Below are 14,365 nucleotides of genomic sequence, written 5' to 3'. Positions count from 1 at the left end.
ACAGGTTTTGTGGATAACCCTGCCAAGGAGGGAATTGTGTGGATTACTGCTGCAGACTCTGCTGCAACACCATCTCTGTATAGGAGATTAATCCAACCACCTTATGATTTTCAACTACTGGCGCCTGATTGATGCCAAAACGTTCAAAAAGACGCGCACAATAGCGAATGTCCATCTCTGGATGCACTGATAACACCGGCTTAGACATAATCTCATACAGGTTTACCCGATCGGCAGCCTTATCTCGAGCCATCACTCGCTTACCAATATCTGACAACAGCACCAAGCCATATTCGTCGTTCTCATGGCGCTTGTCGACAATCAGCGCCTCACCGTGTTGCTTGCGAAGCACATCCAACCCTTCCGAAACGGTTTTCAGGCCATCCATCATGACCCACTTCTGAGCCATTACATCTTTTACTTGTATCAATTGCTGGTTCATATCTCGTCCCCTACTCGGTCAGACAGGCTTTGAATCTGGTGAGCCACGCCAACCACATCTTCAATATCGATCTGCAGCGCAATCCCGGTGCCTGGGCTGCTATCAAACTCACCCACTTGTGCGATGCATTCCAGAATGTTTCTAGCTAAGTGCTCTTCCACAACGAACAGCAGTACGTCTCTTTGAACCTCCAGTTGCAAGCCAAAGAAGGTTTTTTTCGGTTTAAGTCCCTCACCACGGGCGTGGTTAATAAGGGTGACTCCGGTAGCGCCAGCCTCGCGGGCCGCATCCACCAGTTGCTCACTTTTGTCCTCTTCTGCAAAAGCGATGATTAATTTGAAGCGCATAAAAACCTCTTATGAAATTCTTGCATCAATGATGACAACTGGGCGTAAGCCATCACGCCGATAATGGGGAACAAACTGGCAAAAGCGATAAGGCCAAAGCCATCAATGAGTGGGCTTCGACCTGGAATGGTGCTTGCCAAACCCAGGCCAAGTGCAGCCACCAAAGGCACGGTCACCGTGGAGGTCGTAACCCCACCGGAGTCATAGGCGAGGGGAATGATGTTCTTAGGCGCAAAGAAGGTCTGCACCACCACCACCACGTATCCTCCTAAGATATACCAGTGGATGGGGTCGCCCACCACGATTCGGTAACTGCCCAGGGCAATCCCAACCGCAACACCTAAGGCCACCGATAACCTCAACCCCATTGGCCGAATGGTGCCGCCGGAGACCTGTTCCGCCTTAATGGCAACCGCCAGCAGTGACGGCTCAGCAATGGTGGTGGCAAAACCGATGGCAAACGCAAACAGGTACACCCAATAGTAGTCCTGCCAACTTCCTTGGCCGCTAATGCCAAGAAAGTCTGGGTTGGTGAGCTGAGTTGCCATCAATTCCCCCAAAGGAAACAGCGACTTCTCAAGACCGACAAGAAAAAAAGCCAGCCCAAGAATCACCGCGACAAACCCCGCCAACACTCGCTTAAGTTGGGGTACGGGGCGCCTTAGTACCAGATATTGAAAGCCAAACAGCACTGCCACAATGGGCACCACATCGCCTAGGGTGGCGACTAACGTCTCAAAAATCAGAACTATCCAATCCATGTGCGTACCACTCCAAATAGCAGAACAAACTGCACAGGTAACAGGGAAGCAAAAGCGATAAGACCAAAACCATCCAGCATCGGATTACGCCCTTTAATGGAATTTGCTAGGCCAACTCCGAGCGCGGTCACCAAAGGCACGGTAATGGTGGAGGTTGTGACCCCGCCGGAGTCATAGGCGATGCCGATGATCTCCTTCGGCGCGATCATAGTGAGGGCCATCACCAGTAAGTAACCGGCAATGATCATCAGGTGCAGAGGCCAACCTTTTAGGATTCGAATTACTCCCAACAAAATGGCGCATCCCACCGACACCGCAACCACCATGCGCAGTTGAAGCGCATAGGTAGCCTGAGCATCCACCGTATCTTGAATCATGCCACCACCAGCGGCGATGGCTGCCGCTTCTGCAGCCACGGCAATCAGAGCAGGTTCAGCCACCGTAGTACCGAACCCGAGAAGAAAGGAAAACAACAGCAGTGGCTTTAAGGCTGCTTGTCTGGCAAACGCGGTGGCTAAGGTCTCTCCAATTGGAAAAAGCCCCAACTCCAAGCCATACACAAACAGGGTTAAGCCAATGACGACCAGCACCATGCCGATCAGAATATTGACAACATCTGGCAGTGGTTGCTGCAACACCATGGTTTGGAAAATTGCCACCACCAGCACTATGGGCATCAGATCCCGACAACTGCCCCCGAGGGCCAATAACGCTCTATACACTTGAGCCCTGCAACTCCATCGCAGAAATACCTTCATTTATTTTCACAAAAATCTAATTGAAATTTAACCTTATCTTTGATGGGAATGGATAAAAGTTGATTTAGATCAATAATTTCTAGTGATACTCTGAATATTGGATTGATTTAACTTAGAGCCAGTTCACGCCGCTATGGTAGAGTCAGGACATAAAAGAACAGGGAGACGGACGATGGGTGTAATGCGCGTATTGTGGATGGCCATTTTGAGCTTCAGCCTACTAGGCTGCGGGGATAGCTTTGGCTCTCGCTTAACACCAGAACGAACTGCCGTTGCCTTCTTCGAAGCGGTTTATATTCAGCGGGACATTAACCAAGCGCTGCCCTACGTAACCGACGAAATTGCCTCCCAACTGAAACACTACCGCTTGGCCAGCCAAGTACAAAGACACCTGTTTGGGCTGTACTTAGAGCCAGCAGAAGTTGAATTGTCAGACTCCACAGGCAACTTTTTTGGCCGCAATCAAGCCGACATTTTAGTCACCATTAAATTATCTGGCATGAAAGGAAATAAGAAGTGGCGTGATATTCGGCAAGTCAAATTGAGTCAATTCAATAAAGAGTGGCGAGTCAAAGAGATCATCATGCACCCTTGGCCAAGCAACGCCAATTAGGCAGGTTCCCCGAATGCCAACCTAATAACTTGCCGCTCTCAAACAACAAAAAAGCCAACGCATTGCGTTGGCTTTTTTCGTGCTGGATGGCGCTTTAGTCTAGGTAAGCGTCTTCATCCAGATCGACAGGCAGATCCTGTGCTACGTCATCTTGTACTTGATAGTAAGCGTCTTCGTACTCTTGCATTTCCATCGGAACCACCTCTGCGTCAACGAAATGCCACCATAACAGTGGCCTCAACAGGTTAATTCTACCACGGAAATATTGAGTTTTCGAAGATTTAACTACATTTCATTAACCGTATGAAACTTTCAATTAACTTGAGGACTAGCACCGAATAAGGCTCAAAAAGAGCTTAATAATGTACTAAATTTTCACGATCGTAACTGATAATGCAGTACCTTTAAGCCTTTATCTGGATCTTGCTCTTTAAATGAAGCGGGGTTATCAAGCTGAGATATCAACTCAAGCTCTGGAGCTTCCTCAGCTATCTGAGCTTTCAGGTAATCCCGGCTAAGTTCTGGCGCATTCAGGCAAAGCAGCGCTTGCCCTTCAGGGGCCATCAGGCTGGCAAGACGGCGAAGTACCCTTGGGTAGTCTTTGGTTGCGATGAAGCTGCCGTGCTGAAAGCTGGGGGGATCAACCACGATCATATCGAAAGGCCCCAGTTTTTTTAGCTTCCCGAAAGTCTTAAATAAGTCATGAGCCAGATAGCGAATGCCATCCGCAGTGCCGTTTTTGGCATGATTTCGTTTCCCTACTTTCAAAGCGCCGCCACTCATGTCCAGATTAACCACGGACTCAGCACCGCCCGCTGCAGCGGCCACAGAGAAGCCGCAGGTGTAGGCAAACAGGTTTAATACCCGCTTGCCCTGACTGTTCTGCTTCACCCAGTCACGGCCATTGGCCATATCCAAAAATAGGCCATGATTTTGCCCTCGAAGCAGCTCAATACGAAACTGCTGCTGCCCCTCATACACCCAATGCTCCTCAGGTAATGCTCCCTTCAGTAGCTGGGTTTGAGCGGGAGAAGCGCCGCGGTCTTGCCATACTAGATTTAGTGGCGCATCCGATGCCTGCTGCCACCAATGCTCAATCTGTTCGATCAGCAGCTGCAACCATTGAGGCTCAGGGGTACGAAAACTGGTGAGCAATAGCACAGGTGGAAACAGATCCAGAGTGATGGTTTCAAGGCCGGGGAAACAGTGACCTCGGCCATGAAACAGGCGCTGTGCCTGCGCTAAGTCAAGCTGTTCAGGCAGATGGGGGGCAATATCACTCATTAACACTTCTCTTTCGGATAACTTCGAACTGGAACACCGGTCATGGTCACTGCAATCGCCTGACTCGGTGCTTGAGGTTCCCCCTCAAGTAATGCGGCCATCCATCGCCCACCTTGGGTCGATTCCAACCCGATTTTTACAATCATCGTCAAAGGCACCGACAACAACATGCCGACCGAGCCTAGCAACCAACCCCAGAAGATCAATGACAGGAACACCACTAACGTGGATAAGCCAAGGCCTCGTCCCATCATTCGAGGCTCAATGACGTTGCCCATAAACATGTTAACGCCAACATACAGACCGCCGGTTGCCGCAGCCGCTCCGGGGCCAATCTGAATCAGCGCCAGTGCCAATGGCGGTACTGCGGCGATGATGGAGCCAATGTTTGGAATGTAGTTGAACAGAAACGCCACTACGCCCCATAAAATAAAGTAATCAACACCAATCAGATAGAGGCCAAAACCACAGACCACACCGGTAGCAAGACTAATAAGTGTCTTAATGGCCAGGTAGCGATTGACCGACTCTAAAAAGCGATCAATCTGCTGCATCCGCATTTGCGGGTCATCCAGCGCATAGTGCAGTTTCTTCGGCAGCCCGGACGCTTCAAACAGGATGAAGACCACGGTCAGCACGATGAGCAGCAAGTTAGCCATTACTGCACCGATGCCAGAGAGCATGTCGGTGGCCAGATTCATGGCTCGTCCAGGATCAAATTGCTCTTTCAGTACGTCGATACTGATGGGGATATTAAACTTGCCAGCCAACTCAGCCAAACCGGCAAACTGGGTTGCCAATTGCGCCCGATACTGTGGCAACTGCGCAGTAAAATCATTAATGGAGCTACCAATCAATGCGCCAAGCCAAGTGCCTAGCAGCACCACCATGCCCATCACCGAAAGAATGGCCAGCCACTTAGGCACTCTCAAGCCGGTGATTAGGCGCACTAGCGGCGCGCAGATGATGGCGATAAAGATCGACAACAAAAATGGAATCACGATGGCGCTGGCCGACTTCACACCAGCCAAGACAATCACCAAGGCGGCACAAACCAGTAAACTGCGTTGAAATGAGCTCATAGACACTATTTAATAAGGTTCAGAATGGACAGTATATCCTGATAATTTGACCTCTTGCACAGGAAGTGCGTATGCCAAATCAATTTCGACATCGCTACTACTGTAGCTTTGGTGCCAATATTGATGCTCGTTGCCATGCAGAGCAGGTTTTGACTCAGCTTCTGGAGCGGTTTTCGACGGTTATTGTAAGCAGTGCCATCGAAACGGCGCCGGTAGCCATCGACACCCCCAATCGTTTTTTAAACTGGCTGTTTATACTCGACACCCCACTGCCACCGTTCGAGCTAAAACAGCTATTCAATCAAATCGAAACCGGTGAAGGGCGAAATCGCAATGCGGTAAACAGCAAATACCGGGACCGACCTGCGGATCTGGACATCATCAGTATCGATCTGCTGCCAGTAGGGCTGGAAAGCTACCTTACGCCCCTTTGGCAGCAGCTAACTCAAGGGCTCGTTATCGATTCCGCAGCCACCTTAAACTTGGGAGAGTCACAACTGAGCCAACGAGCGGCCACCATCCACCTTGATGCGAGCTCCGGTCATATACGGGTTGTTGAGCATCATCCACAGCGCCTGCCAGATGGGTTCTAAGCCCCCCTCCACTTTCAACGGTGTCTTCGCCAAAATCTGTTGCCGATAGGCATCACTGTGTTCATCTAAAAAGAGAATCGGGCCTGGCTCTATGGTGTTCACCCGAACTTTGGGTGCCAATTGCTTGGCCCACGACTGGCTCAGGTTATCCAGTGCCGCTTTCGATGCGCAGTAGGCGCTGCAGTGCTCATTGGGATGGTGTATGTAGATGTCAGTAAGGTTAACAATGCAGCCTCCAGCACTGGACAATAGCGGCGCAAGCGCATTAACCAACATCCACGGAGCTTCCACATGAATCTGCATCATACTTCGAAGCTGTGCCACTGGAGCACCGGCTTCATCAGGCAGGTACATAGACGCGTTATTTACCAGCAGGTCCAACCGAGGCAGCTCAGTGAGCAACTGATCTCGCCACTGTGCCACCTGAGATGCATCCCTAAAATCGACTTGAGTAGCGATAAAGTCGGGGTTGTCATCAACCTTTGGGCAAGAACTTAGGTACTGACCATAGACGCGATATCCACGCTCAAGCAGTTGCTCAGTCAAGTAAGCTCCGAGGCGTCGACCACACCCGGTGATCACAGCAATGGGTTGCATGATGTTGAACTCCTGAGGGAAAACACACGTATACTGACAAATAGTAGCGGTAATGGGAAATCGGTATGAAAATCATCATCACAGGCGGCAGCGGCTTTATCGGCCAGCATCTTCTTAAGGCGCTGGCCCCCCATAATGAATTGTGGGTGATGAGCCGAACCCCAGCCAAAACGCAGCATCGACTGGCGAACCAAGGAATTGAGGTTCGCGGTTTCTCCTTAGAACAGCTAGCGGATTTAGATGGATTCGATGCGGTGATCAATCTCGCCGGCGAGCCCATCGCCGACAAACGCTGGAGCGAGAAGCAGAAACGTAAAATCTGCCACAGTCGCTGGCACATCACGGAAACCTTAAGCCACTGGGTGGCTCAGTGCCAGCAACCACCACATACCGTGCTAAGTGCATCCGCCATCGGAATTTATGGCAACAGCTTAGACACGGTAGACGAGCATACTGAGCTCAGTATCGACAACCGCGATTTCGCGCAACAGGTTTGCCAAACTTGGGAATATCTCGCCGCGCCTATGCAGCAACACACTCGCCTTGCCATCGTCCGCATCGGCTTAGTGTTAGGGGATGGCGGCATGCTCAAAAAGATGGTGCCAGCCTTCAAGCTAGGTCTAGGAGGAAAATTGGCGTCGGGCAAACAGGGAATGAGCTGGATCCACATCGATGACTTAGTGGGACTGTTCATTCACCTTCTGAACGACAAAGCCTGCGACGGGCTCTACAACGGAACCGCACCACAACCGGTAAGCAATCAGCAGTTCACCGACGCCTTAGCTCATAGCGTCAAGCGCCCTGCCCTGTTGCCGGCACCTGCGCCACTGCTAAAGCTCGCTCTAGGGGAGATGTCACAGCTGTTACTGGAAGGCCAGTACGTACGTCCGACGCGGGCGTTGGAATCAAACTTCCAATTCCAATACCCCAGCTTAGAGCAAGCATTGTCGCAGCTGCTAGAAGCCAAGTGCAAAGGAACATTATCAAGAGCCTGAGGAACAGGCTCTTCTCTTAATTGCAACCAGCTACCCTTTCAGTAGTGCTGAACACTGGTTTGCCAGCAAGCGTCGGCAGGCCAGCATACCAAGAGCACCAATCAGCGCTGCACCGATGAGAGGCACCAGTAGCCACCAACTGGTATGCGCATTCACCACCAAGTTAAAGACTTGGCTCTTTAGCAGTGCCAGCGTTAACTCGGTGACCACCACGGCCAACAAGCCGGCGATGGCCCCCAAAAGCAAAAACTCCCAGGCGACGGCTCGTCTAAGTAGGCTGCCCTTGGCTCCCAGCGTTCTCATGATGGCCAGCTCTTGCCGACGAGCGCTCATGCCCGCTTCGGTTTGCGCCAGCAAAACCATCACACTGGCCAAGATCACCACGATGAGCACCAAGGATAAGGCTAAAGAGACCTGATCGATCACCTCTCGAAGCTGTTCAATAATGGCACCAACATCGATCACCGATAGGGTTGGAAACTGTCGAATCAACTCAGGAACCAACTGCGCATGCTGCTCAGGGTGCTTAAAACTGGCGATGTAGGTGGCCGAGAACTCCCCAAGCACTGAGGGTGGAAAGATCATAAAGAAATTCGGCTGCATGGTTTCCCAGTTCACCTGACGAATGCTGGTCACCTTAACTTCGAACTCAGTGCCATCAATGGTGAAACTGAGGCTGTCACCGAGGCCGATCCCAAGGCGCTCTGCCACTTCCGCTTCCACCGACACTTCATCGGAGGCGCCTTCACCGTACCACTGGCCGGCAACCACCGGATTGTTCGGAGGCAGGAGTTGACGATAGGTCAGATTGAGCTCTCGACCAATGCCTCGAGGCGCCTGCTGTTCGGATTCGTCCTCTTTGGTCACTGGGCGAGAAACGCGCTCGCCATTGATGGCCGACAACCGTCCTCGAATTACGGGATAAAAATCCGTGGCCTCGGCATCCCGCTCTGCTAAGAACTCGCTAACTCGGTCCTTATCCATGGGGCTGACGTTCACTAGGAAGTGATCCGGCGTACCTTGAGGTAACTGCTTTTGCCAATCGGCTAACAGATCCTGACGCAGCGCTAAAATGGTCAGCAGCAACACCAAGGAGACGGAGAACCCCACCAACTGCACCGAATTCTCTCGAGCTCGCCTGCGAAGCCCTGCGACTGCCAATTGAAGTGGCGTGCCAGTACGCATGCCAAGTTGACGCCCCCAGCGCAGCAATCCCCATGCGACCAACATCAGCAGCAGCGCCAAGGCACCACCACCAACCAACAGGGCGATGGTCATGCTGGCACTGCCACTGTAGAGATAAGCCATGGCGGCCAGAGAAGAGGTGGCAAACACCCCATTGAGCCAAGCGGTCCATTTAGTAGGACCAAGATCTTTTCGCAGCACCCGCATCGGCGGTACCGATAGCAACCTAAGCAGTGGGTAGAGCGTAAAGCCAAAGCCAGCGAGCACTCCGGTGGTTGCCCCAAGCAGCAGGGCGCGGGTGTAGCTGGCATCAGTGACCAGATCGGCCGGCAGCAGCGTAGATAAGCCTTTGGCGGCCAGCACCCCAAAGATAAGCCCCACAATGATGCTCAGCAGCGTAATAAGCGCTAGGTGGGTAACGAAGATGGTACGAACCTGTTGGTGGCTGGCGCCTAAGGTCTTCAGCATGGCCACTGCATCATAATGGCGCTGACAGTACCGCTGAGTCGCTACGGCAATGGCCGCACACGCCAGTGCAATACCAAGCAAAGCCGTCAACAGCAGGAACTGCTCGGCACGAATGATGGCTCGGGATACTGGCGAGTCCTGACTGCGGATGTCTACCCAGCGCTGACTGGTGCTCATCTGTGGCTTCAAAAACGCCTCAAACTGCTCCAGCGCCTCATCACTGCCGGTAAACTGGTAACGATAGCTCAGGCGACTGCCTGGCTGAACCACGCCGGTGGCTTCCACCTCATCCAGATTCATTAGCACCACAGGAGCGGAAGCAAATAGGTTAAACCCGCCATCAGGAAGACGAGAGATCGCTTCAGACAGGGAAAACTGGCTTAAGCCAATTTCAGCTTGTGACTCGGTTTCTAACCAGCCAGCGAGACGACTATCGAGCCAGATCTCGCCGGTTGTTGGCAGCGACTGGGCCGAATCACTCACCAGTTCAATGGCGCCCCGCAGAGGATAGTTATCGCTGACCGCTTTAACAGTAACCAGTTGGAAGTTATCGCCGGCAAACAGCATCGACTGAAATTCAAGGGTAGTCGCTACATTCAGCCGCTGCGTTTTCGCTTGCTCCAGCCAAGCCTCATCCACAGGCACTGGCGACGACAGCACTCGGTCTGCCGCCAGAAATGCACTGGCCTGCTTCACAATGGAGTTTTGCAGCTGCGAAGAGATTTGGGCCAAGGCAGTCACCGCCATAACCGCAAGAATAAGCGCAGAAGCGATCAGCCTGAGCTGCCCATGGGCGAGCTCGCGCTTAAACAGACGCCAAGGAATCGCAAACGTATTCATCGTGGTAATAGCTCCCCACCTTGCATCTCAACTTGGCGTTGGCATCGTTCGGCCAAGCCTAGATCATGGGTGACCAACACCAAGGTGGTGTGTTGCTCTTTGTTTAACTCAAACAGCAGATCTTCCACTTTACGGCTATTAGTCTGATCCAAATTGCCGGTGGGCTCATCGGCAAACAGAATGTCTGGTTTGGTAACAAACGCTCGAGCGATGGCAACCCGTTGCTGCTCACCACCAGAAAGCTGATTGGGAAAATGATCAAGTCGGTGAGATAGCCCAACGCGCTCAAGCAATGCCCGAGCTTCCTGTTCGGCATTACCGGCACCGGATAGCTCAATGGGCAACATTACGTTTTCCAGTGCGGTGAGGCTTTCAACCAACATAAATGACTGAAAGATAAAACCAACCTTCTTGCCTCTCAAGGCTGCTCGCTGCTCTTCATCCAGTTGATGCAGGGGGCCGCCCGCAAGCCAGATCTCTCCTGAAGAGGCGTTATCAAGGCCAGCAAGCAGTGACAATAGAGTTGACTTTCCCGCCCCAGACGGACCAATAATGGCAATAGACTCACCGTAGGCGACCTGCAGATTCACATCTCGCAGGATCTGTAACTCGCCATCTAAAGTGGGGACTCGCTGTTGAAGCTGCTTTACTTCAATGGCTAATTCTTGAGTTGATGTAGGCATAGTGATGATTCTTCGATCCCTGTTTTTAATCTTTATACTGTTTTTTCCGTCATTTAGCTTTGCGAACAGTGTAAGTATTCTTATCTTAGGCGACAGTTTGAGCGCAAGCTACGGTATGAGTGAAAAGGAAGGGTGGGTTCATCAGCTCAATCAAGAATTGGATGACTACGAACTGATTAATGTATCGGTAAGCGGCGAGACCACCGGCGGAGCCCTTAGGCGATTACCTAAGCTGCTTGAGACTCACCAGCCGGACTGGGTGTTCGTTGAACTCGGTGGCAATGATGGCCTGCGCGGTTTTCCCCCTAGCCTACTGAAAAGCAACCTTACAAAAATTATCGACGCTTCAATCAGTTCAGGTTCTGGGGTACTGCTCAGTGAAGTAATGATCCCGCCCAATTATGGCCCCAGATACACTCAAGCGTTTGAAGCGGTTTATGAGCAGTTGCATCAAGAGTTAGAGGTGCCGCTTGTGCCCTTTTTCATGATCGATATCGCTCCAAACCCGGAGTTGATGCAGCGAGATGGCATTCACCCAAATAGGCAAGCGCAACCCATCATCGTGGACTTCATGAAGCGCGAACTCGTTAAAGCGCTATCGATGTGACTCAAACGCCTCTTCGTAAAACGGCAGCCAATTAGGCTGCCGTTATTGTTTCCATTACAGTAGCTGCAACACCATTTGAGGCATCTGCAGCGCCTGAGCCAACATGGCCGACGAAGATTGCTCTAGTAGCTGCCTTTTGGCCAAGTTCGCGGCCTCTTTGGCCATATCCGTATCCTGAATTCGAGAACGGCTTTCACTGAGGTTGGTCGAGACGTTGGTGAGGTTCGAAATGGCGTGATCCAGCCGGTTCATGGTTGCCCCGAGGGAAGCCTGACTGCTTCCCACTGCCTCCAATGCGTTATCGATAGCGAAGATGGCGCCTTGAGGGTTATCAACCAAATTAAGATCTTTTAACCCTAGGTTGGTACTGCTAAAAGTGCCCAATTGGAACGACATCTGTTCGCCAGAATTCGCCCCAATCTGAGCCGTGATGACGTAACCCGACTCCTGATCATTAGAGCCTCCATAGGATTCAATGGCCTCCTCTTCGATACCCGCTAACAGAGTCGTATCGTACTTAGCTGAGCCAAAGTCGGTATTGTCATCGTCATCATCGTTGTAAACCACGGTTTCTTCGAAAGAAGCCGCGCCAGACTTAGAGCCTGACCCACTGGTATTTGCCATGACGTTGTCCAGCAGAGGACCAGAGCCCGTTGCATCATACCCCACCAGAGAACCATTATCGCCGTTGGTCAAATCCATCTTGGTTTGAACAAACTCATCAAACTTATTGGCATAGCCTGCTGCTGCACTGCCTAACTCAGTAAACAGGGCATTCATGTCTCCCCAGCGGCCACCGGAAGCCGTATTTAGCGCAGCGTCCAACGTGGCCCCATTCGCCAACTCAGTATTTATCTGCTTGTAGCCCGCATCGCCGAGCTCATCAAACATATACCGGTGGATCACATAACCACCAGAATAAGCACCCGCAGTGGGAAGTGCTCCTGTAGGGTTGGCGTTACTGGCTTTATCGGTATTCACCTGATTCCAGATAGCAGCGATACCATGATTGGCAATGTCAATGCTTAAGCGATCATCAGCGCCGCGCATTGCCTCTGCTGCCCCTTCGATAAACCACGTGGATAAGTTGCCCCACTCCTCAAAGTTGGCCCCTTGAATGGCGTGAGTCATTTCATGGAGGATGACCTCATCAAGCTCAAGCATTCCCGTGCTTTTGCCTTCACCAAAGTCATCCATGTCTATCACTAAAACCTGATTTATCGCTTCGCCGGTGCCCCCTGTAGCAGATTGCACATATGCTGCAGTTCCGCCGGCGCCGTCATAGTTTTCTAAATCAATTTTTAACGTAGTGCCTTTACCATCGATGCCTAGCTGATCCGAAATTAACTTTTCCGCAGCGGACAACCACCGGGTGCCCAACTGGCCAACGATCTCACTGTATTTCGGATCACCAACCCTTACGTGGTCGGTATCCTCAAATAGCCGCTGACCACCGAAAGTAGTGGTGTCGTTAATTCGATTCAGCTCCGACAACAGCGCCCCAGCTTCCTTCTGCATGGCTTCCCTATCCTCTGTTGCATAGGAGCCGTTGGCCGAGAGCAGGCTCAGGTCTCGAAGGCGGAACAGTACATCGTTTACCTCAGTAATCGCACCTTCCGCCGTCTGAGCCATAGAGATGGCGTCGGAGGCATTACGAATGGCCACAGACATACCATTGATCTGAGAGCTTATTCGATTGGTGATCTGCAATCCCGCAGCATCATCTTTCGCTGAATTTATTCGCAAACCAGACGACAGTCGCTCCATCGATGTCGTTATTCCATTGCGATTTTGTCTTAAAAAATCTGCAGTCATCATTGCAGACGTATTAGTGGCGATTCGCATACATCAGTGACACTTATAACAGTCAGTAACGTATTAATCGGCCAACACCCATGATTCTTTACAGTAAAATTACAAAATATCCAGAAAAAACACCTGAGTAACGCTCAAGATCAACACAATTCGCCAGATCAAATCAAAACCTTACATAGTAAAGACCATTACAGATTGTTTTAAATAAACTCACTGCCCTTCATCTGTTAACAATTGAGAGTCTTTTTAACCAAATGAATTTTTAAGTTTTCGTACAACTGTCGCAATGAAGGCAGACCTACTGAAAAAATTGGAAATGCAGCTACGTTTTTAGGTAAGCGCATAGTAGCTAACAGTTCGGGTTAAGAATTACAGTTAACTTTCACCGGTAGCGCCCTAAGGACAAGTTAACAACGCCCTCTAGGCCATCGTGACTCAGTGACAATCGGGCACGAACCGTGGAGATCATGGATTACACCACTATGAGACAACGTAAGTAGAGAAGTGGTGGAGCGAGTGCTTGTGGGACTGGTATCGAGCTGTGGCGATCGTGGATTACGTCAAAGTGAGATAACGAAGGCAGAGAAGTGGTGGAGCGAGTGCTTGTGGGAATGATATCGAGCCGTGATGATCGTAGATTACGTCAAAGAGAGATAACGAAGGTAGAGAAGTGGTGGAGCTACGCGGGATCGAACCGCGGACCTCTTGCATGCCATGCAAGCGCTCTCCCAGCTGAGCTATAGCCCCACTTCAATTGCTCTTTCGAGCGAATAAGTGGCGTCCCCTAGGGGATTTGAACCCCTGTTACCGCCGTGAAAGGGCGGTGTCCTAGGCCTCTAGACGAAGGGGACCCGGACTTTCACCGTTTAGACTCTGATGACAAGAGTAAACAAGTGGTGGAGCTACCTTTGGGGTGTCGTATCGAACCGCATTGGTATTTTGCCATCACTTACTCACGATGTTGAGTCGTGAGTTAAGAAGTGGTGGAGCTACGCGGGATCGAACCGCGGACCTCTTGCATGCCATGCAAGCGCTCTCCCAGCTGAGCTATAGCCCCACTTCAATTGCTCTTTCGAACGAATAAGTGGCGTCCCCTAGGGGATTTGAACCCCTGTTACCGCCGTGAAAGGGCGGTGTCCTAGGCCTCTAGACGAAGGGGACCCTGGACTTTCACCATTTAGACTCTGGTGACAAGAGTAAATAAGTGGCGTCCCCTAGGGGATTTGAACCCCTGTTACCGCCGTGAAAGGGCGGTGTCCTAGGCCTCTAGACGAAGGGGACCCTGGACTTTCACC

The 14,365-nt window shown here is 51.3% G+C and carries 14 protein-coding genes and 5 tRNA genes; 4 read left to right on the top strand and 15 right to left on the bottom strand.

Annotated elements, in window-relative coordinates:
• Positions 1-43 precede the first annotated feature (43 nt).
• The 4 genes from FCL42_RS00095 to FCL42_RS00080 are packed head-to-tail and all read right to left on the bottom strand — an operon-like array spanning position 44 to position 2,227.
• Complete coding sequence (locus FCL42_RS00095; protein WP_136861349.1) at positions 44-442, bottom strand: CBS domain-containing protein; 399 nt, start codon at positions 440-442, stop codon at positions 44-46.
• Positions 439-789 (bottom strand): P-II family nitrogen regulator, encoded by a 351-nt coding sequence (locus FCL42_RS00090; protein ID WP_136861348.1) that lies wholly within the window; start codon positions 787-789, stop codon positions 439-441. The genes FCL42_RS00095 and FCL42_RS00090 overlap by 4 nt, the downstream gene beginning before the upstream one ends.
• Positions 774-1,550 carry a DUF1538 domain-containing protein gene (locus FCL42_RS00085; RefSeq protein WP_136861347.1) on the bottom strand — a complete coding sequence of 259 codons (777 nt, stop codon included), beginning with the start codon at positions 1,548-1,550 and terminating at the stop codon, positions 774-776. The genes FCL42_RS00090 and FCL42_RS00085 overlap by 16 nt, the downstream gene beginning before the upstream one ends.
• Positions 1,538-2,227: a DUF1538 family protein gene (locus FCL42_RS00080; protein ID WP_407644358.1), complete on the bottom strand. Its 690-nt coding sequence runs from the start codon at positions 2,225-2,227 to the stop codon at positions 1,538-1,540. The genes FCL42_RS00085 and FCL42_RS00080 overlap by 13 nt, the downstream gene beginning before the upstream one ends.
• Before the next feature lie 253 nt (positions 2,228-2,480).
• Between FCL42_RS00080 and FCL42_RS00075 the strand changes: the two genes are divergently transcribed.
• Complete coding sequence (locus tag FCL42_RS00075) at positions 2,481-2,921, top strand: hypothetical protein (RefSeq protein ID WP_136861345.1); 441 nt, start codon at positions 2,481-2,483, stop codon at positions 2,919-2,921.
• A 375-nt stretch (positions 2,922-3,296) separates the two neighbouring features.
• Here FCL42_RS00075 and FCL42_RS00070 read toward each other — a convergent pair whose 3' ends face one another.
• Complete coding sequence (locus FCL42_RS00070; RefSeq protein ID WP_136861344.1) at positions 3,297-4,205, bottom strand: class I SAM-dependent methyltransferase; 909 nt, start codon at positions 4,203-4,205, stop codon at positions 3,297-3,299.
• A complete protein-coding gene (locus FCL42_RS00065; protein ID WP_136861343.1) occupies positions 4,205-5,287 on the bottom strand; it encodes an AI-2E family transporter in 1,083 nt (360 codons plus the stop codon). The genes FCL42_RS00070 and FCL42_RS00065 overlap by 1 nt, the downstream gene beginning before the upstream one ends.
• A 71-nt stretch (positions 5,288-5,358) precedes the next feature.
• Here FCL42_RS00065 and FCL42_RS00060 point away from each other — a divergent pair, with 71 nt between their 5' ends.
• Positions 5,359-5,880: a 2-amino-4-hydroxy-6-hydroxymethyldihydropteridine diphosphokinase gene (locus FCL42_RS00060; protein ID WP_136861342.1), complete on the top strand. Its 522-nt coding sequence runs from the start codon at positions 5,359-5,361 to the stop codon at positions 5,878-5,880.
• Here FCL42_RS00060 and FCL42_RS00055 read toward each other — a convergent pair.
• Positions 5,779-6,477, bottom strand: coding sequence for an SDR family oxidoreductase (locus FCL42_RS00055; RefSeq protein ID WP_136861341.1), 699 nt, complete (start codon positions 6,475-6,477; stop codon positions 5,779-5,781). The genes FCL42_RS00060 and FCL42_RS00055 overlap by 102 nt on opposite strands.
• Before the next feature lie 65 nt (positions 6,478-6,542).
• Between FCL42_RS00055 and FCL42_RS00050 the strand changes: the two genes are divergently transcribed.
• On the top strand, positions 6,543-7,472 hold the full coding sequence (locus FCL42_RS00050) for a TIGR01777 family oxidoreductase (protein WP_136861340.1): 930 nt from the start codon (positions 6,543-6,545) through the stop codon (positions 7,470-7,472).
• A gap of 30 nt (positions 7,473-7,502) precedes the next feature.
• Here FCL42_RS00050 and FCL42_RS00045 read toward each other — a convergent pair whose 3' ends face one another.
• Entirely contained in the window at positions 7,503-9,965 is a 2,463-nt protein-coding gene (locus FCL42_RS00045) for an ABC transporter permease (RefSeq protein ID WP_136861339.1), read from the bottom strand.
• Positions 9,962-10,648 (bottom strand): ABC transporter ATP-binding protein, encoded by a 687-nt coding sequence (locus FCL42_RS00040; protein WP_136861338.1) that lies wholly within the window; start codon positions 10,646-10,648, stop codon positions 9,962-9,964. The genes FCL42_RS00045 and FCL42_RS00040 overlap by 4 nt, the downstream gene beginning before the upstream one ends.
• A 4-nt stretch (positions 10,649-10,652) precedes the next feature.
• Here FCL42_RS00040 and FCL42_RS00035 point away from each other — a divergent pair, with 4 nt between their 5' ends.
• Complete coding sequence (locus FCL42_RS00035) at positions 10,653-11,255, top strand: arylesterase (RefSeq protein ID WP_136861337.1); 603 nt, start codon at positions 10,653-10,655, stop codon at positions 11,253-11,255.
• 54 nt (positions 11,256-11,309) lie between these two features.
• Here the strand turns inward: FCL42_RS00035 and FCL42_RS21640 are convergent, their stop codons facing one another.
• From FCL42_RS21640 to FCL42_RS00005, 6 genes are all read right to left on the bottom strand, one after another.
• A complete protein-coding gene (locus FCL42_RS21640) occupies positions 11,310-13,070 on the bottom strand; it encodes a flagellinolysin (protein WP_407644356.1) in 1,761 nt (586 codons plus the stop codon).
• Positions 13,071-13,741: 671 nt separating this feature from the next.
• A tRNA-Ala gene (locus FCL42_RS00025) sits at positions 13,742-13,817 on the bottom strand.
• Between the two features lie 28 nt (positions 13,818-13,845).
• Positions 13,846-13,921 (bottom strand) — tRNA-Glu (locus FCL42_RS00020).
• A 130-nt stretch (positions 13,922-14,051) separates the two neighbouring features.
• Positions 14,052-14,127 (bottom strand) — tRNA-Ala (locus FCL42_RS00015).
• 28 nt (positions 14,128-14,155) lie between these two features.
• Positions 14,156-14,231 (bottom strand) — tRNA-Glu (locus FCL42_RS00010).
• 44 nt (positions 14,232-14,275) lie between these two features.
• Positions 14,276-14,351: transfer RNA gene (locus FCL42_RS00005), tRNA-Glu, on the bottom strand.
• Positions 14,352-14,365: the final 14 nt, after the last annotated feature.

The organism is Ferrimonas aestuarii (assembly GCF_005116665.1).
In the GTDB taxonomy this organism is placed as follows: domain Bacteria; phylum Pseudomonadota; class Gammaproteobacteria; order Enterobacterales; family Shewanellaceae; genus Ferrimonas; species Ferrimonas aestuarii.
Note: the sequence above shows the minus strand (reverse complement) of the source record. Positions and strands in the feature narration are given on the sequence as shown.